This is a genomic window from Burkholderia pyrrocinia (assembly GCF_022809715.1).
Taxonomy (GTDB): domain Bacteria; phylum Pseudomonadota; class Gammaproteobacteria; order Burkholderiales; family Burkholderiaceae; genus Burkholderia; species Burkholderia pyrrocinia_C.
On the sequence record NZ_CP094459.1, the window covers coordinates 1,697,995 to 1,721,489 of the forward strand.

Consider the following 23,495-nt stretch of genomic DNA (forward strand, 5'->3'; position numbering starts at 1 on the left):
CTACCGCGTCGGCCAGGTCAGCCGTCGAACGTCGCTGCCGAGGTGCACGACGGCGGTGTTGGCGTCGATGGCATCGAGCTGCCAGCCGTACGCGTGTTCACCGAGACCCAGCAGACGAGTCTCCGCCAGCGTCGGGCGATCGTTGGGCCGAACGGACAAGAATGGCTCGCCCGCGCGCCACTCGACGCCCGATACCTGGAACGGGAGCGGTGGTGGCGTCGGCGGGGTGGGCGAAGCTGGAACCCGTTGCCGCGGTGCGACGGCGGGTACCGGCTTGGCCGCGAGTCGTGTTTCCAACCGCTCGAGGCGTTCTTGGATGGGCGCTAGGCTGTCGGTGCCGAGGCGTTCCTCAAGCGCGTGTTCGACCGTGGTCAGGCGCTGGAGCAGTGCCTGCTGCTCGGTCTCGTAGCGTGCCCGCGGCAGGGCGGTGGGCGATTGGCGTTCCTGATCGATCTGACGGGTAAGCTCGGCCAGGCGGGATTCCAATGCGGCGATGCGTGTCGTCGGTTGGGTGGATGAGGCCTGCTGCCGTAGATGCGTCAGGGCGATGTGCCCGAGTACGACGCCGGTGCTGACCAGTACAGCCCATGCCACGACGGCGGCGCGCCGCCACGTGGTGCGCCTGGGGCGCCCGGTATCCTGGACTATGGTCATGGCGTTACCTCCTGAGCCAGTACATCGGAAACGTCGTCCATACCGTCGATACGGTCGACGGGGGCGGAGGGCGTAGCCACTGCTTCAGGGAGTGCGCCGGTGGTCGGACGGAAGCAGGCTTGGCGGGTGCTGGCATCGACAACCAGTGCCCACGCGGGGCCGGCCAAGGTTTGCAGTGCGTCTCGCAGGAGCAGCGGTCCGATGCGGTGATGCGCGGCCGGCAGCGGCAGGTCTTGCAACAACGCCGTTGTGCTGTTGTCGCAGAGGCGATAGCCCGAGCGGAGCAACACGTAGCGCAGGGCGTCGGCGACGCTGGCTTGGTCGGTTTCCGGAATGCGCACGTCGACCGTCTGCTGCATCAGGTCGCGCTGTGCGGTGGTCGGGACGAGTTCGGCGAGGGTATAGCGGCCGTAGCGAACAACGGGAATGACGTCCGATGGCTGCGCGGTCGTTGAAGCAAGCGTCGGCGTCTCGCTCGACGTGGCCGGTACCGAATACGGGGCAGTGGCGCAGCCTGTTCCCAGCAGGCTGAGAACCAGCAGGCTGCATAGCGTGGAGGGATACCAGAAGGGTCGAAGTGCGCGCATGGGACGGGTCGCTGACGTGTCGAACCGTCACCTTCGCCGCGGCGCGCCGCAGCGGCTGCAAACAAAGCGCAAGGGGAGATGCCCCGATTTGTGCCGGATGCTGGGGCGGACCGATGCCGGAATGATATTTCTTTGCTATATGGGACAAAAAATGGTACGTTACGCAAAGAATATGCAAAACTTCCTGAAAGCCTATTGGCCGGGTTATGGCTCATCACCTCTCTGATGCTCTGGATGCCTGTGAACGCTCAGGCAAGCTCAATGTGCTGGCGGCGGAGCTGCAGGCAGCACTGCCGGGCGTGAGTCCCGAGGGATTGCGCAAGGCGCTGTACCGCCAGCAGCAACGCGGCCGCCTGGTGCGGCTGTCCCGTGGCTCCGATCACTGGCTGATCGTGCCGCTGCACTATGCGCAGGCCGGTGCGCCACCGTTGGAAATGTGGCTGGATTTCTACTTCCGGAAGACCTTGAGGCTGCCTTACTACGTCGGTTTGCTCAGCGCGGCGGAGAACTATGGCGCCTCACCCTACGCCGTCATGGTGACTCAGGTGATGGTGGAAAAGCCGCGGCGCCCGATTGTCGTCGGACGGCACGAAGTGGTGTTCCATACACGGACGCGCCTCGAGGAGATGCCCGTCCGATGGCAGGAAACACTGACAGGTCGGTTTCGGGTCAGCACGCCCGAGTTGACGGTGCTGGACCTCATCCAACGCGAGACCATGTTGGGCGGCATCGCACGGGTTCGCGAGGTGCTGGCGGGGCTATGGCCGCGCTGTACGCCCGAAGGCTTCACCGAGGCACTCGATGCGGTGAATAGCCTTCCCGTGGCCCAACGCCTGGGTGCGCTCCTCGTGCTTGATCAGCAGGCCGGCTTGGTCAAACCGGTATCCTCGTGGCTGCGGGGCAAGGCACTTCGTCTTGTGCCCCTCGAGGGTGAGTTGCCGAGGGACGGGACGTCTCCCGACGACATCAATAAGGACTTCAAGGTCTGGCTACCTGCCAAGATCCAAGGAGCAAACGCATGATGCAGCAGCACCATTTGACAGCCTGGCAGATGGACGCGCCGTGGCCGCGGCGCAGCCAGATCGAGCAGGATCTACGCTTGTCTCGTGGCGTCGCTGCCATCTTCAACGACGATCTGTTGCGCGAGCATCTGGCCATGCGCGGTGGCACGGTATTACACAAAGCCCACCTGGCCCCCGCCGCGCGTTACTCCGAAGACATCGACCTAGTGCTGGTCAAACCCATGGACGGGAACCAGCTTGAGCAGCATTTGCGCCGTATCCTGTCGCCCATTCTTGGGCGCCCGACGGAGCCGCTGTTCGCCAACGCCTGGCTGGCATTGCGCAATGTGGTCCGGCCGTCGCGGATTCTGCGCGTCTCCTACAAGTTCGTCCCGCTGGGTCTGCAGCGCGAGGAGACCATCAAGGTAGAGGTCAATCTCAACGAGAACGCTTCGCTGTATCCGCTGGTCGACGTCACCATGGCGACGCTGGACGATGGGCACCGCAAACAACGCGGCACGCCACTTCACCCGTTTGCGGCAGGCGAGAGTTCAACGGCCATCGGCTTGGGGATGCTGAGGAGCCAATGGCCGTGGCAGCGGCAAGGACACCCGCAGATCCGGATGTGCAGCGGGCCAGTGGAACGCGATGGAACTCGTTGGAGTCTTGGCGCGTCGCAGATCCGCTGCGGAGGGAAGGATCGAAAGCAGCGAAGCGATCCCACCCAACGCCATCGTGGGCTATATCCAGGTATAGCTATAGTGGTGTGTGGTAGCGGCTGCACCAATGCAGCGGCTACCGCGCATGCAGGTTACTCGCCCGCCTTAGTCGGCCGGCGCGGAGTCCGATTTGGGCTTCATCGTGACCGCGTCGAGCCGATACGGCAGGATGCCGATGCTGCGAGCATTGATCTTGTACGTGTGGCGCGGCTTGTCGTCGCTGTCTTGCCAGTCATCGCGCTCTTCGCGTCCGTACACGAAAACGCGCATCCTCTGCTGATAGAGCGTGCTCCAATGTTCGGCGTCCGCGTGCCAGACCTCGACCGGAGCCCAGAAGCCGCCACGGTCTTCAAAGGTGCCATCCTTGTTCGGCACTGGATTGTCGAAGTAGACGTTCAGGCGCAGCAAGCGGCGCGGCTCTTCATTGCCGTTGGGAAACTCCCGATACTCGGGAGGCGAACCAATATTGCCTTCACCAAAAAAATGCGTGCTCATTGTGGACTCCTTGGTGGATGGAAAATCCCGCCGCTGCGAATCAGCGATGCAGGAGGTACAGGCCGAGATGCGCCCGATTCAGTGCATAGGACGTCGAGACTGGTGCGGTCATGGCGACGACCTGGCTGGCGCATGGCGTTGGGCGTCTTGCTCGATCCGACGCAGGTACACCGACTCGGCATGTGCGAATTTGCTGGCGCATTCCTGTGCTTGCCGGGCCAGGCTGTGAATCAGGCTGATCTGCATGTTTAGCAGGACGCGCTGCTGCTCCAACGTGTACAAGTCGGCGACCAGCGACGCGGGGGTGGCCGGATTGACGATCAAGGTCTCCCATAACGCCACGCCCATCTTCGATCGATCGAGATTGCGCCAGCGCAAGAAGACTGTCCCTGCGCCAGTCGTCTGCTGGGCCAGTTGAACAGGCAGCAGGTTGAAGGGGTGCGCCCGCGCCCGCGCCAGCACCCGACGCTGCGCCAGGCCGATCAAGTCGCTTCTGAGCGCCTCGCACTGGCTGGCCCAGGTCGCTAGCGCTCCCTTACCTTTAAAAGGTTGTAAAAGGCCTTTTAGGTAGGTGGCCTGTTCCAGGCGCTGGAAGTCCGCTTGTTCCAGTGCAGTGACGCGGAGCGGGGAAGCGGAAGGCCGGTTCATGCTGGCTCATCCTCGTCGTCGCCGGCTGAGGGCGCGGCATCCTCAGCGCCAGCCGTCGCGTTGGCTGCGTCGTTGCTGCTGCTATCCGGTTCGGTGTCGCGGCTACCCTCGAAGCGAAACCGGAAGTGCCAGTACTTGCGGGCATCCGTCGTAACCCACAAGAATAGGCCGTTGCCGTCAGAGAGTCCGTAGGGCTTTGTTCGCGGCTTGGCTGCCTGGACCTGTAATGCTGTCAGTGCCATCTGAGTACATCTCCTTACATCGAACTTTCAATGTACTCAAAAATGTACTCGTTTGCAGGTGGCTTTGGGCGGAACTCGGAAGGCGTCAGAAAACAAAAAAGCCCGCAGTGGCGGGCTTTTCTGAGGGTCAGAGGACTTCGTTGGAAGTCTCTGGAAGTATAAGTGGTGCCCAGGAGAGGACTCGAACCTCCACGATGTTGCCACCGCTAGGACCTGAACCTAGTGCGTCTACCAATTCCGCCACCTGGGCACGTTTTGCAGTAGCTGCTTGCTGCAAAGAAGCGAAATTATAGCGCCCCAATTATTCGTGTCAACACTTTTTTGCGATGCATCGCAAACCGGCCGCCGTCGCGCTCGCCCGCGGCATTCCCGTCATTTGGCGACACAGGCGGGTGATAGAATGACCCGCCGCCGTCAATATAGAACTGTCTGACGGACACCTCTATGTTGATGCCGTGCACCATCAGTCAACGCAACGAGAACAATCATCGACAAACCCTTGAGCAAATATCCGTACCCCATTCCGAGCCGTGAAGAAATTCTCGGCGTGCTGCGTACGAGCGATGCGCCGCTGGCTGCCAACGACATCGCCGAAGCACTGTCGATCAAGCGTCAGGAGCGCGAAGGGTTCTTCCGGCGTGTCGCCGCGATGGAGCGCGACGGCCAGATCCGCCTCGACAAGCGCGGCCACTACCAGTTGACCCATCCGTCGAACTTCGTCGCCGGGCGCGTGCAGGGGCATCGCGACGGCTACGGGTTCGTGATCCGCGACGACGGCCAGGACGACCTGTTCTTGCCGAACGGCGAAATGCAGAAGGTGATGCACAACGATCGCGTGCTCGCGCGAATCGTCGGCTACGATCGCCGCGGCCGGCCGGAAGGGCATGTCGTCGAAGTCACCGAGCGCGCGAACAAGCGCGTGATCGGCCGCCTGCTCAACGAGAACGGTGCGCTGATCGTCGCGCCGGAAGACAAGCGCATCGGCCACGACATCCTGATCACGCAGAACGTGAAGAAGGCGAAGGTCGGGCAGGTCGTCGTCGTCGAGCTGACCGATTTCCCGAGCCGTCATTCGCAGCCGCTCGGCCGTGTCGTCGAAGTGCTCGGCGACATCGACGATCCGGGCATGGAAATCGAAATCGCGGTGCGCAAGTACGGCGTGCCGCATGAATTCAGCCAGCCGGCGCTCGACGAAGCCGCCGCGCTGCCCGACAAGGTACGGCCGGCCGACCTGCGTTTCCGTGTCGACCTGCGCGACGTGCCGCTCGTGACGATCGACGGCGAGGACGCCCGCGACTTCGACGACGCCGTCTACTGCGAGCCGGTCAAGGTCGGTCGCGGCGACGGCTTCCGGCTGATCGTCGCGATCGCCGACGTGTCGTACTACGTACAGCCGGGCAATGGGCTCGACGCCGACGCGCTCGAGCGCAGCACGTCGGTCTATTTCCCGCGCCGCGTGATCCCGATGCTGCCGGAGAAGCTGTCGAACGGCCTGTGCTCGCTGAACCCGCAGGTCGACCGCTGCGTGCTCGCGTGCGACATGGTGATCACTGCGCGCGGCGAGATCAAGGCGTACCAGTTCTATCCGGCCGTGATCCATTCGGCTGCGCGCCTTACGTATACCGAAGTGGCGGCCGTGCTGTCGAACACGAAGGGGCCGGAGGCCGCACGCCGCGCGGAGCTGCTGCCGCACCTGCAGAACCTGTACGGCGTCTACAAGTCGCTGTTCGCCGCACGGCAGAAGCGCGGCGCGATCGACTTCGATACGACCGAGACCTACATCGTCTGCAACTCGCAGGGCAAGATCGAGCAAATCGTGCCGCGCCAGCGCAACGATGCGCACAAGCTGATCGAGGAATGCATGCTGGCCGCGAACGTCTGCGCGGCCGACTTCCTGAAGCGCAACAAGCATCCGGGCCTGTACCGCGTGCACGCGGGGCCGACACCCGAGAAGCTCGAGAACCTGCGCGCGTTCCTGCGCGGCATGGGCCTGTCGCTCGGCGGCGGCGACAAGCCGCATGCAAGCGACTACGCGGCGCTGATGGCGCAGATCCGCGACCGGCCCGACGCGCAGATGCTGCAGCCGATGCTGCTGCGTTCGATGCAGCAGGCCGTCTACAGCCCGGACAACATCGGCCACTTCGGTCTTGCGTACGAGGCGTATGCGCACTTCACGAGCCCGATCCGTCGTTATCCCGACCTGCTCACGCACCGTGCGATCTATTCGATCCTGTCCGGCAAGAAGTACGTGCCGAAGGCGCCGGAGGGCTTCGAGCTGAACACCGCGCTGTCGCCGCGCGCCCGCGCGATGCAGCAGGCCGACGACGAAGCGCGCAACCGCTCGCGCTCGAACACGGCGATCTGGGAAGAGCTCGGCCTGCATTGCTCGGCGAACGAGCGGCGTGCGGACGAAGCGTCGCGCGACGTCGAGGCATGGCTCAAGTGCTACTTCATGCGCGACAAGCTCGGCGAGGAGTACGGCGGGATGGTGAACGGCGTCACGTCGTTCGGCATCTTCGTGCAGCTCGACACGCTGTTCATCGAAGGGCTCGTGCACGTCACGGAACTCGGCTCGGACTACTTCCAGTACGACGAGATCAAGAACGAGCTGCGCGGCGAACGGACGGGCATCCGCTATCGCCTGTCGGACCGCGTGCGCGTGCAGGTGAGCCGCGTCGATCTCGACGCGCGCAAGATCGATTTCCGCCTCGTCCGCGATACGCCGGTGAAGGCACCGCGCCCGTCGCCCGCGCCGGCTGCCGCGGGTGCCGGTGTCGATCGCAACGGCCCGCGCGTACGCGCGCTGCCGCCGGCGGAGGAGTTCGCGCCGCGTCGCAAGAAGGCCGCGAGCGCGCCGAGCGTCGCGGTGAAGGAGGCGCAGGCCGCACGTGCCGCCGCGAAGAAGAAGGGCAGCGGCGGTGGCACTGGCGGTGCGGCGGCGAAACCGACTGCGAAGAAGCCGCGCGCCCGCAAGAAGTATTGAGCGTTCGGGGCGGCGCATGCGCACGCCCTGCAGTATCGAGAGACGCCGCGTCACCGGTCATCGGCCGGCAACGCGGCGCTTTCCTTTTCCATGGATCGCGGCTGCGCGCGTCGCGCGGCCGCACGTTTGATCGAAGGTTGTTCCAGTCATGTCACGTCTGAAGGTTCTTTACGGTTTTCATGCGGTGACCGCACGTTTGCGGCACGATGCATCGACGGTTGCGGAGGTGCTGTACGACCAGACGCGCCGCGACCGCCGCATGCAGGACTTCCTGCACACCGCGAAGGAAGCGGGCGTGCGGCTGATCGCGGCCGACGAAACGCGCCTGTGGGGCCTCGCCCATACCGAGCGTCACCAGGGCGTCGTCGCGCGTGTCGAGGACGTGCCGCTCGCGCAGAACCTGTCCGAGCTGCTCGACGGCATCCAGGGCCCCGCGCTGCTGCTCGTGCTCGACGGCGTCACCGATCCGCACAACCTCGGCGCGTGCCTGCGCGTTGCCGATTCGGCCGGCGCGCACGCGGTGATCGCGCCGCGCGACCGTGCGGTCGGCCTGAACGCGACCGCGGCCAAGGTGGCGAGCGGCGCGGCCGATACGGTGCCGTACATCACGGTGACGAACCTCGCACGCGCGCTGCGCGAGCTGAAGGAAGCCGGCGTGTGGATCATCGGCACGTCGGACGAGGCGTCGGCGACGCTCTACGATACGAAGCTCGACGGCCCCGTCGCGCTCGTGATGGGCGCGGAAGGCGAAGGCATGCGCCGGCTCACGCGCGACACCTGCGACGAGGTGATGAGCATCCCGATGGCCGGCAGCGTGGAAAGCCTGAACGTGTCGGTCGCAAGCGGCGTGTGCCTGTACGAAGCCGTGCGCCAGCGGCGCGTGAAGGGCTGACACATCCTGTCTCGCGCAATATGCGCGTGCCTGGCATGACCCGAACGACGCGTGCCGCGATGCGATGCGGCACGCGGTTCTCCGGAACTCGCGACCGATGACCCTGTTTCGCCTCGGCGCATCATGCGCCGTGCTATGCCTGCTGGCTGCCTGCACGTCGCCGTCGCTCGTCGAACGCGGCACCTACTACGCCGACACGAGCCTGGATGCGCGCGGCGCCGATTCGCGGATCCGCTTTCTCGTGATGCATTACACCGAAAGCGACGAAGCGAAGTCGCTGCGCACGCTGACGGGCGATTCGGTCAGCGTGCATTACGTCGTGCCGCCGCAGCCGCGCATCGAACACGGGATGCCCGTCGTCTACCAGCTCGTTCCGGAATCGATGCGCGCATGGCACGCGGGCGTCAGCGAGTGGCAGGGCGCGACCGAATTGAACGCGGCGTCGATCGGCATCGAAAACGTGAACCGCGGGCCGCTCGATCCGCAGAATCGCACCTGGCAGCCGTATTCGCCCGAACAGATCGATGCGTTGATCCGCCTGTCGAAGGACATCGTCGTACGCTACGCGATCCCGCCGACACGCGTGGTCGGGCACAGCGACATCGCGCCGCAACGCAAGATCGATCCGGGTCCGCTGTTCCCGTGGCATGCGCTCGCACTGGCCGGCGTCGGCGCATGGCCGGACGATGCGACCGTGGCTGCCCGGCTCGGCGGCCGCGATCCGCACGCGTTGGTCGACGTGCGCGAACTGCAGCTCAAGCTCGCGCGCTACGGCTACGACGTGCCGACCGACGGCGTGCTCGACGCGCGCACGCGGCGCGTATTCGCGGCGTTCCAGATGCATTTCCGTCCGTCCGACTATGCGGGCAATCCGGACGCCGAAAGCGACGCGATCGCCCAGGCGTTGCTCGACAAATACTTCCCCGGCACGCCGCCGGCGGACAGCGCGCCCGCGGCGGTCGCACCCTGAACGCACGGCGCATCGCGCGCCGAAAAACGCGGGCCGTCATCCGAGTCCGGTAAACTGGCGGTTTTCCGCAATCCCACAGCATTACCACGCCATGACTCAAGACGAACTCAAACGCCTCGTCGGCCAGGCCGCCGCCGATTACGTGATCCAGAACGTGCCGGAAGGCGCCGTGATCGGCGTCGGCACCGGCTCGACCGCCAACTGCTTCATCGACGCACTCGCCGTCGTCAAGTCGCGCTATCGCGGCGCCGTGTCGAGTTCCGTCGCCACGACCGAACGCCTGAAATCGCACGGCATCAAGGTGTTCGACCTGAACGAGGTCGACTCGCTGCAGGTGTACGTCGACGGCGCCGACGAGATCGACGCGAGCGGCGCGATGATCAAGGGCGGCGGCGGCGCGCTCACGCGCGAGAAGATCGTCGCGTCGGTGGCCGACACGTTCGTCTGCATCGCCGACGCCAGCAAGCGCGTGCCGGTGCTCGGTGCGTTCCCGCTGCCGATCGAGGTCGTGCCGATGGCGCGCACGGCGATCGGCCGGCGCGTGACCGCGCTCGGCGGCGTGCCCGTGCTGCGCGTGACGAAGGACGGCGCACCGTACATCACGGACAACGGCAACGAGATCATCGACGTGAAGGGGCTGCAGATCGCCGATCCGCGCGGCTTCGAAGCGCAGGTGAACGGATGGCCGGGCGTCGTGACCGTCGGGTTGTTTGCCGAGCGCGGCGCGAATCTGTGCTTGCTCGGCACGGAAAACGGCGTTGAAACGATCGTTTATTCGGCCGAATCGAGTTGAATGAGAAGCAGTCCGTAACGGTGTCAGGGACCCGTAATGGATTGCATGTTTAAATCTTGTGGAAATCGTGGCCCGGCAGGCGCAGCGCGCTTCCCGGGCCTTTTTTGTAGCCTTATAAATCACCCCGTCAAAAAGAGGGATAACCCTGTCAGGTGTTTACCAGATAGCGAAATATCCTCGAACTCATCAACTTATAGATCATAAGAACAGTAGTAACCAGGGCCGGCGGAACTGCGGAGCAGGTGTTCGCAAATCGACGCACGGGGAGGTGTCATGGAGCAGGGCAAAGACCGGTCACTGGTCGCCAAAGTGATGGATGGGCTTGTCTCGGGTATCGTCGAAGACAAGTACGGCGGCATCTTGCCGCCACAGGACGTGCTGTCGAAAGAATTCGACGTGAGTCGCACGGTGATGCGGGAAGCGTTGTCGATGTTGCTAGCGCGCGACATGCTGGACGTGCGGCCGAAAGTCGGCACGCGCGTGCGGCCGATGCGCGACTGGCGAATGATCGATGAAGACGTCGTGAGCTGGCGATTTCGGGCAAAACCCGATCCGCAGTTCATGCGCGACGTCATCGAATTTCGAATGCTGATCGAACCGCGCGCGACCGCGCAGGCGGCGGTGCGTGCGACCGCGGCCGACATCGCGGGGATCCGTGAAGCGTTCGATGCGTTCAAGGTGCTGCAGCCCGGCGATCCCGGCTACGACACGGCGGACGAGTTGCTGCACACGCGGATCGTGCAGGCGAGCGGCAACCAGTTCTTCCAGCAGATGGCGGCGATCGTGCGTGGGGCGGTGCGTCTCGTGAATCCGCGCGTCGTGCAGAAGGAAGGCGCGCACGAGATCGCGGTGAAGGCGCATGCGCGTGTCGTCGATGCGATCGAACGGCGCGATCCGCGCGAAGCCGAAGCGGCCTCGCTCGCGCTGATCGATTTCAGCGCCGACGAGATCTCGCGCGATTTCTCCGTCGACGTGCCCATGCGCGCCTGAACCTGCTCGCGTCGCTCATCCGTGTGCCGGCGAGCCGTTTATCATGACGGCCGGTCGGCAGCGTGCCGGCCACCGTCATACGACCGACACGGAAGATCAGGATGAACGACAACGACCACCGCCCGGTGCGCTTCGGCATCGTCGGCGCAGGCAGCATCGCGCGCCGCTTCGCGCAAAGCCTCGCGCACGTTCCAGGCGCTACGCTCGCCGGTGCCTGGGCCCGCCGCGCCGACGCAGCGGCAGCCTTTTGCGAGACATGCGGCGGCACGCCTGCCGCGAGCCTCGAAGCACTCCTCGCGAGCGACATCGACGCGGTCTACATCGCGACGCTCCATGACAGTCACGCACAGTACACGCTGGCCGCACTTGCCGCCGGCAAGGCCGTGCTGTGCGAAAAGCCCGCAACGCTGAATGCGACGCAACTCGATACCGTGCTGCGTGCGGCACGCGACGCCGGACGGCTCTTCATGGAAGCGATGAAACCGCCGTTCTTTCCGCTGTACCGCCAGTTGCGCGCGCACCTGCATGACGATCCGATCGGCGAGATCCGGCTCGTGCGCGCAGGGTGCGCATCGTCGTCGGTACCCGGCGACCATTCCGTCTATCGCCTCGATCGCGCGGGCGGCGCGCTGCTCGACATCGGGATCTACGAGGCGTTTCTCGCGGTCGACTGGCTCGGCGCGGCGCTCGACGTGCAGACGCTCGGCCGCGTCGGCGCGACGGGCGTCGACATGTTCGCGAGCCTGAACAGCCTGCATGCGAACGGCGGGATCGCGCAGCTCTTTTGCGGGCTCGACGTGATGGGGCGCGGCGATGCGCTGATCGCCGCGGCCGGCGGGCACGTGACGATTCACGAGAAATGGTGGAACCCTGCGCGCGCGACGATCCGTTATGCGGACGGGCGCACCGTCGAACTCGACGCACCGGCCGAAGGCGGCGGGCTGAACTACGAGACCGCGCATTTCTGCGACCTGCTGCGCACGGGCGAAACCGAAAGCCCGATCATGACGCACGACCATTCGCGACAGATGATCGCGATGACCGATGCCGCGCGTGCCGCGCTCGGCGTGCGCTATTCGGGCGAGTAGGCGGGAACGAAGGTGCCGGGCCTGCGTGCGCGGCCCGGCGGATGGCGTGCGCTCAGTGCCGCGACGGCAGCGACAGGCGCTTTTCGTACCAGCGCTGCACCCATTCGAGGATCTGGCACAGGATCCAGTACACGGCCGCGGCGGCGAGATAGAGCGGTAGCGGCTGGTAGGTCGCCGCGATCACTTCCTGCGCGCTGCGCAGCAGTTCGGTCACGGTGATCACGGACACGAGCGACGTGTCCTTGATCAGGCTGATCAGGCTGTTCGACAGGCTCGGCACCGCAATGCGCAGCGCCTGCGGGCCGATCACGTAGCGCAGCGTCTGCCCCCACGACAGCCCGAGGCTGTACGACGCGAGCCACTGGCCGCGGTGGATGCCGTTGATCGCGCCGCGCATGCTTTCGGACATGTAAGCCGCGACGTTCGCGGACAGCGCGATGACGCCGGCCGGCGTCGGTTCGAGCGAGATGCCGAGGCTCGGCAGCCCGTAATAGATGACGAAGATCTGCACCAGCAGCGGCGTGCCGCGCATCAGGCTCACGTACGCGCGCGCGAGCCACGCGAGCGCGTTGACCCAGATGCGTTCGAAGCCGTCGAGCGGCTCGCTTTGCCGGATGCCCATCATCGCGAGCACGACGGCGCCGAGCAGGCCGAACACCATCGACAGCACGGCGAACTTGACGGTCAGTACGGCGCCCTGGGCGAGCACCGGCAGCGATTGGACGAGCAGGGACGTTGTCGACATGGAATACGAATTGGATGCGTGCGCGAAAGCGCAATCATAAACCGGACGAATAAAGCAAAGGGCGGCATCGTTGCGGATGCCGCCCTGTCCGGCCCGCCGTCAGGCGGGAAATGCAGGCGTGCTTACTTGATCGGCTTCGTCACGTCGATGCCGAACCACTTGTCCGAGATCTTCGTGAACGTGCCGTCGGCCGCGAGCTGGGCCATCGCGTCGTCGATCGCCTTCTGGAACTTCGGGTTGCCCTTCTTGAACGGGATGCCCGACGGGTTCGCCGAACCGACGTTCGCGCCCGGGCGCAGCGGCAGCTGCGAATTCTTCGTCAGGTACGCGAGCATCAGGCGGTCGTTGAGCGCTGCATCGAGGCGGCCGGCCGCGAGATCGCGCAGGTACTCGGGCGCGCCCGGGTACGTCTTCACGTCGATGCCGGGCACCGACTTCGCCATGTCCATGTAGTTCGTGCCGAGCGCGACGCCGAGCTTCTTGCCCTTCAGGTCTTCCAGCGACTTGAAGTCACGCGAGTCGTCCTTGCGCTGGATCAGTTGCGCGGACGAGTACGTGTACGCCGGCGAGAAGTCGAGCGTCTCCTTGCGCTTGTCGGTGATGCCGACCTGGTTGGCGATCACGTCGAACTTGCCGGCCTGCAGGCCCGCGATGATGCCGCTCCATTCGGTCGTCACGAACTCGGCCTTCACGCCGAGCTTCGCGGCGACGGCCTTCGCGACGTCGACGTCGAAGCCGACGAGCTCACCTTGCGGGTTCTTCGAGTTGAACGGCGGGAACGTGCCCTCGAGGCCGATCCGCAGCGTGCCGCGTTGTTTCACCTGGTCGAGGAGGTCGGCCGCATGCGCGGTGGCGGCGGCGAACGACGTGCCGATCAGGCCGGCAACCAGCAGCTTCTTCAGCAGCGAAAATTTCATCGTGTGAGCTTCCTTGCCCCGGCGGGGGCTCCTGTTCTGATAGTGCGACCGATGATAGCAAAAATGCAATCGATCGATAAATATCGTTTGTTTATGCCTATATAACTTACGCGGTGCGCTCGCGGGCGATCGCCTTCACGCATTCGGCGACGAGCGCGGGGCCGCGGTAGATGAAGCCCGTATAAAGCTGGACCAGCGATGCGCCTGCCGCGAGCTTCGCCCGGGCGTCCTCGCCCGAGAAAATGCCGCCGACGCCGATGATCGGCACTGCGCTGCCGACTTCGGCGTGCAGCTTGCGGATCACTTCGTTCGACGCATCGAACACCGGGCGGCCCGACAGGCCGCCGGCTTCGTCCGCATGCGGCAGGCCCTGGACGGCCGCACGCGACAGCGTCGTGTTGGTGGCGATCACCGCTTCGATCTTGTGGCGCAGCAGCGTGTCGCCGATTTCCTTGACCTGTTCGTCGTCGAGATCGGGCGCGATCTTCAGCGCGAGCGGCACGAGCTTGCCGTGCAGGTCGGCGAGGCGCTGCTGCTTGTCCTTGAGCGCCGCGAGCAGCGCGTCGAGCTCGCCCGCGCCCTGCAGCTGGCGCAGGTTCTTCGTGTTAGGCGACGAGATGTTGATCGTCACGTAGCTCGCGAACGGGTACACGCGTTCGAGGCAGTACAGGTAGTCCTCGGCCGCGCGTTCGATCGGCGTGTCGGCGTTCTTGCCGATGTTCAGGCCGAGGATGCCGCGATAGCGGGCGGCCTGGACGTTCTTCACGAACTGGTCGACGCCGTGGTTGTTGAAGCCCATCCGGTTGATCAGCGCTTCGGCCTGCGGCAGGCGGAACATCCGCGGGCGCGGGTTGCCGGGCTGCGCGCGCGGCGTGACCGTGCCGACCTCGATGAAGCCGAAGCCGAGCGCCGCGAGGCCGTCGATGGCCGCGCCGTCCTTGTCGAGGCCGGCCGCGAGGCCGACCGGGTTGCGGAACGTGAGCCCCATCACGGTGCGCGGCGCGTCGGGCACGCGGGAGGACAGCGCGTAGGCGAGGCCGGTGCGGCCGGCCGCGCCGAGCGCGCGCAGCGTGAGGTGGTGAGCGTCTTCCGCATCCATCTTGAACAGGGATGCGCGGGCCAGCGGATAAAGGGAACTGAACACGGGAATTGGGCGGGCAGCCGGAATGAATGACAACCCGCTATTTTACCGGGAGTTGCGCGGCAGGGGCGTGCTTCGCTTCGCAGCCCCGCGGCGCGCGTCAGCCCGAGCCGGAATGCCCGCCGGGCAACGGCGCGCGGGCCAGTGCCGCATCGACGGGCGGCAGGTCGACCCGTTCCGGATCGAGTATCTTCCAGCGGCCGTCGATCAGCCCCTCGAGCGGGTGGAAGTTCGCCTTGTACGCCATCTTCGGGCTCTCGCGGATCCAGTAGCCGAGGTACACGTACGGCAGCCCGAGGCTCTTCGCCTGCTCGATCTGCCACAGGATGTTGTAGGTGCCGTAGCTCGTGTGCCGGTCGTCGGGCTCGAAGAACGTGTAGACGGACGACAGCCCGTCGCCGAGGATGTCGATCATGCTGACCATGCGCAGCTTGCCGGGCTCGCCGCCCGGCGCGTCGAGGTCGCGGAATTCGACGAGGCGCGAGTTGATCCGGCTCTGCAGCAGGAACTGCTCGTACTGGTCGCGGCTGTCTCGATCCATTCCGCCGCCCGCGTGGCGCGCGGACTGGTAGCGCATGTAGAGCGCGTAGTGTTCTTCGTCGTAGTGCAGCGGCGAAACCGTCGCGATGAGCGCGCGGTGCCGTTTCCACATCCTGCGCTGCGTGCGCGACGGCACGAACGCGTCGATGGGCACGCGCACCGGTACGCAGGCGCGGCAGCCGTCGCAGTACGGGCGATACGTGAAGACGCCCGAGCGCCGGAAGCCGGCCTTCACGAGTTCGGTGTAGATGTCCGAGTTGATCAGGTGGCTCGGCGTCGCGACTTGCGAGCGCGCGATACGGCCGTCCAGATAGCTGCACGGATAGGGCGCCGTTGCATAGAATTGCAGCGCCGAAAGCGGTGAAAGCGGCAGCTCAGTCGGGTGAGTCATGGGCAGCTCTCGATGCAGGGAAGGAGTGCCGCGCTAGCGCTCGATCCCGGAGGGCGCCGCCGTTTCGGCGGGGCCCGTCAGCGCGGCGAGCACGCGCTTGTCGAACTGCCACGGAATCGGCGGTTCGGCTACCGCGCGGCGCACGTGAGCAACAAAGGCCTTGCGTGCGATCTCGCGGCCGCCGAGCGACGCTAGATGCGACGTATTCTGCTGGCAGTCTATCATCTCCAGCCCCTGGTCGCGAAGGTGGGCGACGAGCGCGGCCAGCGCGATTTTCGATGCGTCGGTGGCATCCGCATACATCGATTCGCCGAAAAACATCCGCCCGAACGACACGCCGTACAGGCCGCCGACGCGGCGCCCGTCGTGCCATGTCTCGATGCTGTGCGCGTTGCCGGAGCGGTAGAGCGACGTATAGGCGTCGATGATCTCCGCCGTGATCCACGTGCCGCGCTGCCCGCGGCGCGGCGCCTGCGCGCAGGCGCGCATCACGCCCGGAAAATCGTGATCGACGCGCACTTCCCATGCGGGCTCGCGCAGCACGCGCTTCAGCGTCTTGCGCAGCGACGGCGACACCTTGAATTCGGCCGGCACGAGGATCATGCGCGGGTCGGGGCTCCACCACAGCACCGGCTGGCCGTCCGAGTACCACGGGAAGATGCCGCGCAGGTACGCGTCGATGAGGCGCGACGGCAGCAGGTCGGCGCTCGCGGCGAGCAGCCCGGGCGCGCCGGTCGCGGGGCCGAGCGCGCGTTCGATGGGCGGAAACGGATCGTCCGGGCCGAGCCAGGGGACCATGGGGGCGGGCTCAGCCGTTGCGCAGCGAGCGGAAGATATCGCCGGTGTGCACGCCGTAGTCGCCGGCGGCGCGATCGGCGAAGAAGAATCGCAGGGTCTGGCTGACGGTCGGGAACGCGATTTCGTCCCACGGGATGTCGGCTTCGTCGAACAGCTTCACTTCGAGGCTTTCCTCGCCGGCTTCGAAACCCGGATCGGTGAGCCGCGCGAGGTAGAACAGATGGACCTGGTGCACGTGCGGCACGTTGAGCAGCGTGAACAGGTTCTGTACCTCGACGCGCGCGCCGGCTTCCTCGAGCGTTTCGCGCGCGGCGGCTTCGGCCGTCGTTTCGCCCATTTCCATGAAGCCCGCGGGCAGCGTCCAGAATCCGTAGCGCGGTTCGATCGCGCGGCGGCACAGCAGGATCTGATCGCCCCAGACCGGGACCGTGCCGACGACGTTGCGCGGATTCTGGTAATGGATCGTGCCGCAGTGATCGCAGACGAAGCGCTCGCGGTTGTCGCCGGGAGGAATACGCGCGATGACTTCGTGGCCGCAGACGGAGCAGAATTTCATGTCGAGTGGAAGGGACGAGGTGATGCGAGTGTATCACCGGGGCGCGGCATTCTTGAACGCCTGCGCATGCCGGCGGCGTGCTGCCGCGAAGCGGCGGGCGCGCGCGAAGAGGGGGCGGGGATCGGGTGCGGAAAAACAAAAAGCCCGGTACGAGACCGGGCTTTTTGCATGAATCTGGACGGGTTGGTTGCGGGGGTAGGATTTGAACCTACGACCTTCGGGTTATGAGCCCGACGAGCTGCCAGACTGCTCCACCCCGCGTCCGTCGAAGAAATGAATTATAAGGAGTTCCCCTGACGCGTGCAAGCACTTTCTGACAATCGCGTGTCGCGTCTCGTGGGGACGGCACGGTGGGCGCGTGCGCTAGAATCGAGCGGTTTGTTTCGTCTCTTCGGCAGCGGCGCCGTGCGCAATCGCATCGGCACCGCTGCGACTCACCTTATTGCATCGACGGATTCATGGACATCGCTCACGATCTTCAATCGATCGGCGCGCAGGAACAGGCGCTCGTGTTTCCCCATTTCGACCCGGCCCGCGCGTGGGCGCTCGGCAACCGGATGCATGCGCTCGCGACGTCGCGCGGCCATGCCATCGCGATCGACATCGTCACGTTCGGCCAGCCGCTGTTCTACGCGGCGCTTGCCGGTGCGACCCCCGACAACGCCGACTGGGTCCGCCGCAAGCGCAACGTCGTCGCGCATTTCCGGCGCAGCTCGTATGCGATCGGCCTGCGCATGCAGCAGGCGGGCGCCACGCTGGCGGACAAGCACGGGCTGCCGATCGCCGAATATTCGCCGCACGGCGGTTCGTTTCCGCTGACCGTCGCGGGCGCCGGCGTGATCGGCTCGATCACCGCGTCGGGGCTGCCGCAGCGCGCGGACCACGAATTCGTCGTCGAGGCGCTGTGTGCCGAGCTCGGCCAGGACTACGCCGTGCTGGCCCTCGCAAGGAGCTGAGCGATGCAGCTTCCCGGATACGCATGGCTCGCGATCGCGATCGTCGCGGAAGTGGTCGGCACGTCCGCGCTGCGCGCGGCGGACGGCTTCACGCGCTTCTGGCCGTCGGCGCTCGTCGTCGCCGGTTACGGCATCGCGTTCTACTGCCTGTCGCTGACGCTGCGCACGATGCCCGTCGGCATCATCTATGCAGTCTGGTCGGGCGCCGGCATCGTGCTGATCACGCTCGTCGCGATGCTGCTCTATCGTCAGGTGCCGGACGTGCCGGCGGTGATCGGTCTCGGGCTGATCATCTCGGGCGTCGTGGTGCTGAACCTGTTCTCGAAGATGCAGGCGCACTGAACGTGCGACTGCCATTTGCCGGATGGCCCTCATGACCGATTCCACTTCCGTTGCCGTTTCCGCCGAATCCGCCCAGCCTGACGTGCGCGCCTATATCGCGAACCGCATCGGTTTTCTCGAACTGAACCGGCCGAAGGCATTGAACGCGCTGTCGGGCGGCATGATCCGGCTGATGCAGCAGGCGCTCGACGCGTGGCGCGACGATCCGGAGGTGGTTGCGGTCGTCGTGCACAGTCCGCATCCGCGCGCGTTCTGCGCGGGCGGCGACGTGCGCTTTTTCCACGACGCATGGCAGCGCGGCGACCGCGATGCGATCGACGCGTTCTTCATCGACGAATACACGCTGAACCATACGATTTTCACCTATCCGAAGCCCTATATCGCGCTGATGCACGGCGTCGTGATGGGCGGCGGCATGGGTATTTCGCAGGCGGCGCGGCATACGGGCGGCCTGCGCGTCGTGACTGATTCGACGAAGATGGCGATGCCCGAAACGCGCATCGGCCTGTTCCCGGATGTCGGGATGAGCTGGTTTCTCGCGCGCACGCCCGGCGCGATCGGTCGTTATCTCGCCGTGACGGGCGCGACGCTCGACGCGGCCGGTGCGCTGTACGCGCAGCTCGCCGACGTCTATCTGCCCGATGCCGCGCTGCCGGCGCTGCTCGATACGCTACGCAGCGTGCGCATCGACAGCGGTGCGCAGGCCGTCGCCTGCGTGGCGGACGCGGCTGCCGCGCACAAGGTCGTGCCGACGCCGGACACGTCGGCACTGGCCGATGCGCGTGCCGGGATCGACCGCCATTTCGCGCAGCCCGACGTCAATGCGATCCTCGCGTCGCTCGATGCCGAGCCGGATTGCGCGGCCGTCGACGGGTGGGTCGAGAAGGCGACCCATGCGATGCGCGGCCAGCTGTCGCCGCTGTCGATGGCCGTGTCGCTCGAAGTCGTCGAGCGCGCACGCGGCGCGACGATGGCCGATTGCCTGCGGCGCGATCTCGATCTCACGCGCTCGACGTTCGCGCGCGGCGACGTGATCGAAGGCGTGCGCGCACTGATCGTCGACAAGGATCACCAGCCGGCCTGGCGCTTCAAGTCGGCCGCCGACATCGATCGGGCTGAGGTGCTCGCGATGTTCGACAGCCCGTGGACGCCCGACACGCATCCGCTGCGGAACCTGAAGGATTGACCCGCGCGCGAGACAGAAACGAAAAGGCCGCCTGCATGTGCAGGCGGCCTTTTCGTTTATTGACCGTCGATCGCTTTGCGGTCGACGGGCGCGGAGACCGGGCCCGCGTTACTCGTTGCCCGCGTCGTCCGACATGAACGCGCGCATGAACACGAGCGCGCCGAAGCCCCACACCGCGTTCGCCGCGAAGCCGGCCGCAAGCACGGGCATCATGTTGCCCGACGGCCAGATGCCGCGCAGCGGATCGATCGCGAACACGCGGGCTGCAGTCAGCACGATGCCGCCGAACATCAGTGAGCCGATCCACGACGCCTCGCGTTCCGGCGACACGCGCAACAGCCATGCCATCGGGATCGCGCAGCACGCGCTGATCAGCGCGTTCGCGACAAATTCAGGAATGCCGAGCGGCGCGAACGGCTGCGTGGAGAAGCCGGCCGCGGCGATCAGGTCCGCTGTGTGAAGGAGTGCGAGCGTAGCCTCGCGGAAGAACAGGGCGGCAAGGAAGCCGGACAGGAACGGCAGGATGACTTTCTGCATCGATGAGTGCACCGCAGGCGCGCCCGGCCGGGGCCGTTCGCGCGGAGTTATTCGGATAGGTACGCCATTATAGGGCCCGGTCGCCGCGATATTCGCTCCAGCGTCGTGCTAATCACGAAAGCGGAAAACCTAAGCTCAAAAAAATCGTTCCAAAGCCCTGCACCGATCCCTAGACTGATTTCCCAGAAACAGCCGTGCAATCGCGTATTTGCCCGCTGCACGGCCTGACCCGCGAACCATCCCGATTCGAACGCACACCATGCATGCGTCGCTCGACCGCGACGCGAGCAGGGCGACGTTTTTTTCAAATTTCGGCAAGAACAGTCAAGCAGGAGCAGCAGATGAATGTGTTCTGGTTTATCCCCACTCATGGCGACAGCCGCTACCTCGGCACGGCCGAAGGCGCGCGCGCCGCGGATTACGATTATTTCAAGCAGGTCGCCGTCGCGGCGGACACGCTTGGGTACGAAGGCGTGCTGCTGCCGACCGGTCGTTCCTGCGAGGATGCGTGGGTCGTTGCGTCGAGCCTCATTCCGGCGACGCAGCGCCTGAAGTTCCTGGTTGCAATTCGTCCCGGCATCGCGTCGCCGGGGCTGTCGGCGCGCATGGCCGCGACGTTCGACCGCCTGTCGGGCGGCCGCCTGCTGATCAACGTCGTGACGGGCGGCGATGCGGCCGAACTCGAAGGCGACGGCCTGTTCGCCGATCACGATACGCGTTACGAGATCACCGACGACTTCCTGAACATCTGGCGCGGGCTGCTTGCCGCGTCGCACGACAACGGCGGCTTCGACTACATCGGCAAGCACCTGCAGTCGAAGGGCGGCAAGGCGCTTTATCCGCCCGTGCAGCGTCCGCATCCGCCGCTGTGGTTCGGTGGCTCGTCGCCGGCCGCGCACGCGATTGCCGCCGATCATATCGATACCTATCTGACCTGGGGCGAGCCGCCCGAGGCGGTCGCGAAGAAGATCGCCGACATCCGTGCCCGCGCGGAGGCGCGCGGCCGCAAGATCAAGTTCGGCATTCGCCTGCACGTGATCGTGCGCGAGACCGAGGACGAAGCATGGCGCGATGCCGAGCGCCTGATCAGCCGCCTCGACGACGACACGATCGCTCGTGCGCAGAAGGCGTTCGCGAACATGGACTCGGAAGGTCAGCGCCGGATGGCCGCGCTGCACGGCGGCAAGCGCGGCGGCCGCGAGGCGCTCGAGGTGTATCCGAACCTGTGGGCCGGCGTCGGTCTCGTGCGCGGCGGCGCGGGCACCGCGCTCGTCGGCAATCCCGAGCAGGTTGCCGAGCGCATGCGCGAATACGCGGACCTCGGCATCGAGACGTTCATCCTGTCCGGCTACCCGCACCTCGAGGAGTCGTATCGCTTTGCCGAACTCGTGTTCCCGCTGATCAAGGGCAAGGGCGCGCAGCGGCCGGCCGGCCCGCTGTCGGGGCCGTTCGGCGAGATCGTCGGCAACAACTATCTGCCGAAGGCAAGCCAGAGCTGAGCGAGGAGAGGCCTGCGATGACAACGAAAACGTCGACGACGGGTGCCGCCGTGGCCGCCCGCGCATGGCGCGGCGTCGCGCCGTGGCTCGTGCCCCTCGCGCTGCTGGTTGTGTGGGAAGTCGGCGCGCGCACCGGCTGGCTGTCGACCCGCGTGCTGCCCGAGCCGGTGGCGGTCGTGCGGGCGGCGTGGTCGCTCGTGACGTCGGGCGAAATGTGGGCGAACGTGAAAGTGAGCACGTGGCGCGCGCTGTTCGGTTTTGCGATCGGTGGCGGCGTCGGTCTCGCGCTGGGGCTTGCAACCGGCCTGTCGAAGGCCGCCGAGGTCGCGCTCGATTCGACGATCCAGATGATCCGCAACATCCCGGCGCTCGCGATGATTCCGCTCGTGATCCTGTGGTTCGGCATCGACGAGAAGGCGAAGCTGTTCCTCGTCGCGCTCGGCGTGTTCTTCCCGGTCTACATCAACACGTATCACGGGATCCGCTCGGTCGACGCGAACCTGATCGAAATGGCGAAGAGTTACGGCGTGCGCGGCTTCGCGCTGTACCGCGACGTGATCCTGCCCGGTGCGTTGCCGTCGATTCTCGTCGGCGTGCGCTTCGCGCTCGGGCTGATGTGGGTGATGCTGATCGTCGCGGAAACCATCTCCGCGCAGTCGGGCATCGGCTACATGACGATGAACGCGCGTGAATTCCTGCAAACCGATGTGGTGGTGGTCGGCATCTTGCTGTACGCGGTGCTCGGCAAGCTGGCCGATGTGCTGGCGAAATGGCTCGAACGCGTGACGCTGCGCTGGCACCCCGCTTACCAATCAGGAGCAAAGGCATGAATGCGACGACTTCGGCGGCCGCCTACGGCCCGCTCGCCGGCGCAGACCTCGAGGCCGAGCTCGCGCAGGCACGCGTCGCGGACGGCGATGCGCGCGACGCGGCAATCCTCGATCGTGACGGCAGCGCATCCGTCGTTCCGCTCGCGCGGCGGCGCGCGGGAAGCCCGGCGCCCGACGACGCGGTGACGCTGTCGGGCGTCAGCAAGCGCTTCGGCGCGCGCACCGTGCTCGACAACGTCGAACTCGGCATTGCGCGCGGCAGCTTCGTCGCGATCGTCGGTCGCAGCGGTTGCGGCAAGTCGACGCTGTTGCGTCTCGTCGCGGGACTCGAGCAGCCGAGCAGCGGCGCGCTCGTGACGCGCGGCGACGGCGGCGGTGCGCTCGATACGCGGATCATGTTCCAGGATGCGCGCCTGCTGCCGTGGAAAACCGTGCTGCAGAACGTGATGCTCGGCCTCGGGCGCGGCGCGCGCGACGACGCGCGCGCGGTGCTCGATGAAGTCGGCCTGCTGGAGCGGGCGAACGACTGGCCCGCGCAACTGTCGGGCGGTCAGCGGCAGCGTGTGTCACTGGCGCGGGCGCTCGTGCACCGGCCGCAACTGCTGCTGCTCGACGAGCCGCTCGGCGCGCTCGACGCGTTGACCCGCATCGAGATGCATGCGCTGATCGAGCGCTTGTGGCGCGAGCATCGGTTCACCGCGCTGCTCGTCACGCACGACGTGCAGGAGGCTGTCGCGCTCGGCGACCGCATCCTGCTCATCGAGCAGGGGCGCGTGGCGCTCGACCAGCCCGTCCCGCTCGACCGGCCGCGTGCTCGCGCATCGGCGGCGTTTGCGGCGCTGGAAGACCGCGTGCTGAAGCGCGTGCTTGCCGGCGGGCCTGGCACGGCCGAACCGGGCGCGGTGCATGAAGCAGACAACGTTCGACCGGTCGGGCAGATCCGCTGGGCCGTTTAAATCCGGGCGGCTCCGGCCGCCCGTTCTGAGACTTTTTCT

At 66.0% G+C, this 23,495-nt stretch carries 25 protein-coding genes, 2 tRNA genes and 1 pseudogene; 14 read left to right on the forward strand and 14 right to left on the reverse strand.

Translation table 11 applies throughout. The features are described 5' to 3' along the window. On the reverse strand, positions 1 to 654 hold the full coding sequence (locus MRS60_RS07930; RefSeq protein WP_243565549.1) for a hypothetical protein: 654 nt from the start codon (positions 652 to 654) through the stop codon (positions 1 to 3). Then, positions 651 to 1,241, reverse strand: a complete 591-nt coding sequence (locus tag MRS60_RS07935; protein ID WP_243565550.1) for a PilL N-terminal domain-containing protein — start codon at positions 1,239 to 1,241, stop codon at positions 651 to 653. Before MRS60_RS07935 ends, MRS60_RS07930 begins: the two co-directional genes overlap by 4 nt. 206 nt (positions 1,242 to 1,447) lie before the next feature. Here MRS60_RS07935 and MRS60_RS07940 point away from each other — a divergent pair, with 206 nt between their 5' ends. Both MRS60_RS07940 and MRS60_RS35140 read left to right on the forward strand, forming a co-directional pair. Further along, complete coding sequence (locus MRS60_RS07940) at positions 1,448 to 2,263, forward strand: type IV toxin-antitoxin system AbiEi family antitoxin domain-containing protein (RefSeq protein ID WP_243565551.1); 816 nt, start codon at positions 1,448 to 1,450, stop codon at positions 2,261 to 2,263. Between the two features lie 134 nt (positions 2,264 to 2,397). Next, positions 2,398 to 2,685: pseudogene (locus MRS60_RS35140) on the forward strand (nucleotidyl transferase AbiEii/AbiGii toxin family protein); the annotation flags it as partial. A gap of 381 nt (positions 2,686 to 3,066) precedes the next feature. Here MRS60_RS35140 and MRS60_RS07945 read toward each other — a convergent pair. The 4 genes from MRS60_RS07945 to MRS60_RS07960 all read right to left on the reverse strand — a co-directional run bounded on the left by MRS60_RS07945 (position 3,067) and on the right by MRS60_RS07960 (position 4,596). Further along, positions 3,067 to 3,456, reverse strand: a complete 390-nt coding sequence (locus tag MRS60_RS07945; protein ID WP_243565552.1) for a single-stranded DNA-binding protein — start codon at positions 3,454 to 3,456, stop codon at positions 3,067 to 3,069. Positions 3,457 to 3,564: 108 nt separating this feature from the next. Beyond that, entirely contained in the window at positions 3,565 to 4,104 is a 540-nt protein-coding gene (locus tag MRS60_RS07950; protein ID WP_243565553.1) for a DUF3158 family protein, read from the reverse strand. Beyond that, positions 4,101 to 4,346, reverse strand: coding sequence for an Arm DNA-binding domain-containing protein (locus MRS60_RS07955; RefSeq protein WP_243565554.1), 246 nt, complete (start codon positions 4,344 to 4,346; stop codon positions 4,101 to 4,103). Before MRS60_RS07955 ends, MRS60_RS07950 begins: the two co-directional genes overlap by 4 nt. A gap of 163 nt (positions 4,347 to 4,509) precedes the next feature. Beyond that, positions 4,510 to 4,596: transfer RNA gene (locus MRS60_RS07960), tRNA-Leu, on the reverse strand. A gap of 249 nt (positions 4,597 to 4,845) precedes the next feature. On the opposite strand from MRS60_RS07960, the gene rnr reads away from it, so the two are divergent. The 6 genes from rnr to MRS60_RS07990 all read left to right on the forward strand — a co-directional run bounded on the left by rnr (position 4,846) and on the right by MRS60_RS07990 (position 12,062). After that, positions 4,846 to 7,329, forward strand: a complete 2,484-nt coding sequence (gene rnr / locus MRS60_RS07965) for a ribonuclease R (protein WP_034184067.1) — start codon at positions 4,846 to 4,848, stop codon at positions 7,327 to 7,329. A gap of 148 nt (positions 7,330 to 7,477) precedes the next feature. Further along, positions 7,478 to 8,221, forward strand: a complete 744-nt coding sequence (rlmB, locus tag MRS60_RS07970) for a 23S rRNA (guanosine(2251)-2'-O)-methyltransferase RlmB (RefSeq protein WP_034184068.1) — start codon at positions 7,478 to 7,480, stop codon at positions 8,219 to 8,221. 97 nt (positions 8,222 to 8,318) lie between these two features. Continuing rightward, positions 8,319 to 9,191 carry an N-acetylmuramoyl-L-alanine amidase gene (locus MRS60_RS07975; protein ID WP_175749351.1) on the forward strand — a complete coding sequence of 291 codons (873 nt, stop codon included), beginning with the start codon at positions 8,319 to 8,321 and terminating at the stop codon, positions 9,189 to 9,191. A 91-nt stretch (positions 9,192 to 9,282) separates the two neighbouring features. Further along, the gene (rpiA, locus tag MRS60_RS07980; RefSeq protein WP_034184070.1) at positions 9,283 to 9,984 is read left to right on the forward strand and encodes a ribose-5-phosphate isomerase RpiA; all 702 of its coding nucleotides are present in this window, start codon (positions 9,283 to 9,285) and stop codon (positions 9,982 to 9,984) included. 273 nt (positions 9,985 to 10,257) lie between these two features. Then, on the forward strand, positions 10,258 to 10,974 hold the full coding sequence (locus MRS60_RS07985) for a FadR/GntR family transcriptional regulator (protein WP_034184071.1): 717 nt from the start codon (positions 10,258 to 10,260) through the stop codon (positions 10,972 to 10,974). A 101-nt stretch (positions 10,975 to 11,075) separates the two neighbouring features. Then, on the forward strand, positions 11,076 to 12,062 hold the full coding sequence (locus MRS60_RS07990) for a Gfo/Idh/MocA family protein (protein WP_243565555.1): 987 nt from the start codon (positions 11,076 to 11,078) through the stop codon (positions 12,060 to 12,062). Between the two features lie 52 nt (positions 12,063 to 12,114). Here MRS60_RS07990 and MRS60_RS07995 read toward each other — a convergent pair whose 3' ends face one another. From MRS60_RS07995 to MRS60_RS08025, 7 genes are all read right to left on the reverse strand, one after another. Next, complete coding sequence (locus MRS60_RS07995) at positions 12,115 to 12,807, reverse strand: amino acid ABC transporter permease (RefSeq protein ID WP_243565556.1); 693 nt, start codon at positions 12,805 to 12,807, stop codon at positions 12,115 to 12,117. 122 nt (positions 12,808 to 12,929) lie between these two features. Continuing rightward, positions 12,930 to 13,724, reverse strand: coding sequence for a cystine ABC transporter substrate-binding protein (locus MRS60_RS08000; protein WP_034184074.1), 795 nt, complete (start codon positions 13,722 to 13,724; stop codon positions 12,930 to 12,932). Positions 13,725 to 13,830: 106 nt separating this feature from the next. Continuing rightward, entirely contained in the window at positions 13,831 to 14,868 is a 1,038-nt protein-coding gene (locus tag MRS60_RS08005; protein ID WP_243565557.1) for a quinone-dependent dihydroorotate dehydrogenase, read from the reverse strand. A gap of 97 nt (positions 14,869 to 14,965) precedes the next feature. Further along, positions 14,966 to 15,796, reverse strand: a complete 831-nt coding sequence (locus MRS60_RS08010; RefSeq protein WP_034184076.1) for an arginyltransferase — start codon at positions 15,794 to 15,796, stop codon at positions 14,966 to 14,968. A 33-nt stretch (positions 15,797 to 15,829) separates the two neighbouring features. Next, positions 15,830 to 16,594 carry a leucyl/phenylalanyl-tRNA--protein transferase gene (aat, locus tag MRS60_RS08015; RefSeq protein ID WP_034184077.1) on the reverse strand — a complete coding sequence of 255 codons (765 nt, stop codon included), beginning with the start codon at positions 16,592 to 16,594 and terminating at the stop codon, positions 15,830 to 15,832. Between the two features lie 10 nt (positions 16,595 to 16,604). Next, a complete protein-coding gene (locus MRS60_RS08020) occupies positions 16,605 to 17,150 on the reverse strand; it encodes an NUDIX hydrolase (RefSeq protein ID WP_021161562.1) in 546 nt (181 codons plus the stop codon). A gap of 184 nt (positions 17,151 to 17,334) precedes the next feature. Beyond that, positions 17,335 to 17,411: transfer RNA gene (locus MRS60_RS08025), tRNA-Met, on the reverse strand. A 197-nt stretch (positions 17,412 to 17,608) separates the two neighbouring features. On the opposite strand from MRS60_RS08025, the gene MRS60_RS08030 reads away from it, so the two are divergent. Genes MRS60_RS08030 through MRS60_RS08040 form a run of 3 tightly spaced genes read left to right on the forward strand, consistent with a single transcriptional unit; the run spans position 17,609 to position 19,634 of the window. Beyond that, positions 17,609 to 18,106: a heme-degrading domain-containing protein gene (locus tag MRS60_RS08030; RefSeq protein ID WP_034184078.1), complete on the forward strand. Its 498-nt coding sequence runs from the start codon at positions 17,609 to 17,611 to the stop codon at positions 18,104 to 18,106. A gap of 3 nt (positions 18,107 to 18,109) precedes the next feature. Then, positions 18,110 to 18,448: a DMT family transporter gene (locus tag MRS60_RS08035; protein ID WP_034184079.1), complete on the forward strand. Its 339-nt coding sequence runs from the start codon at positions 18,110 to 18,112 to the stop codon at positions 18,446 to 18,448. A 31-nt stretch (positions 18,449 to 18,479) separates the two neighbouring features. Further along, entirely contained in the window at positions 18,480 to 19,634 is a 1,155-nt protein-coding gene (locus MRS60_RS08040) for an enoyl-CoA hydratase/isomerase family protein (RefSeq protein ID WP_243565558.1), read from the forward strand. A 108-nt stretch (positions 19,635 to 19,742) separates the two neighbouring features. Here the strand turns inward: MRS60_RS08040 and MRS60_RS08045 are convergent, their stop codons facing one another. After that, on the reverse strand, positions 19,743 to 20,171 hold the full coding sequence (locus tag MRS60_RS08045; protein ID WP_034184081.1) for a hypothetical protein: 429 nt from the start codon (positions 20,169 to 20,171) through the stop codon (positions 19,743 to 19,745). Positions 20,172 to 20,512: 341 nt separating this feature from the next. Here MRS60_RS08045 and ssuD point away from each other — a divergent pair, with 341 nt between their 5' ends. The 3 genes from ssuD to MRS60_RS08060 are packed head-to-tail and all read left to right on the forward strand — an operon-like array spanning position 20,513 to position 23,456. Beyond that, the gene (ssuD, locus tag MRS60_RS08050; RefSeq protein WP_072441762.1) at positions 20,513 to 21,670 is read left to right on the forward strand and encodes an FMNH2-dependent alkanesulfonate monooxygenase; all 1,158 of its coding nucleotides are present in this window, start codon (positions 20,513 to 20,515) and stop codon (positions 21,668 to 21,670) included. 17 nt (positions 21,671 to 21,687) lie between these two features. After that, positions 21,688 to 22,500, forward strand: coding sequence for an aliphatic sulfonate ABC transporter permease SsuC (gene ssuC, locus MRS60_RS08055; protein ID WP_034184083.1), 813 nt, complete (start codon positions 21,688 to 21,690; stop codon positions 22,498 to 22,500). Then, positions 22,497 to 23,456: an ATP-binding cassette domain-containing protein gene (locus MRS60_RS08060; RefSeq protein ID WP_034184084.1), complete on the forward strand. Its 960-nt coding sequence runs from the start codon at positions 22,497 to 22,499 to the stop codon at positions 23,454 to 23,456. The genes ssuC and MRS60_RS08060 overlap by 4 nt, the downstream gene beginning before the upstream one ends. Positions 23,457 to 23,495 lie beyond the last annotated feature (39 nt).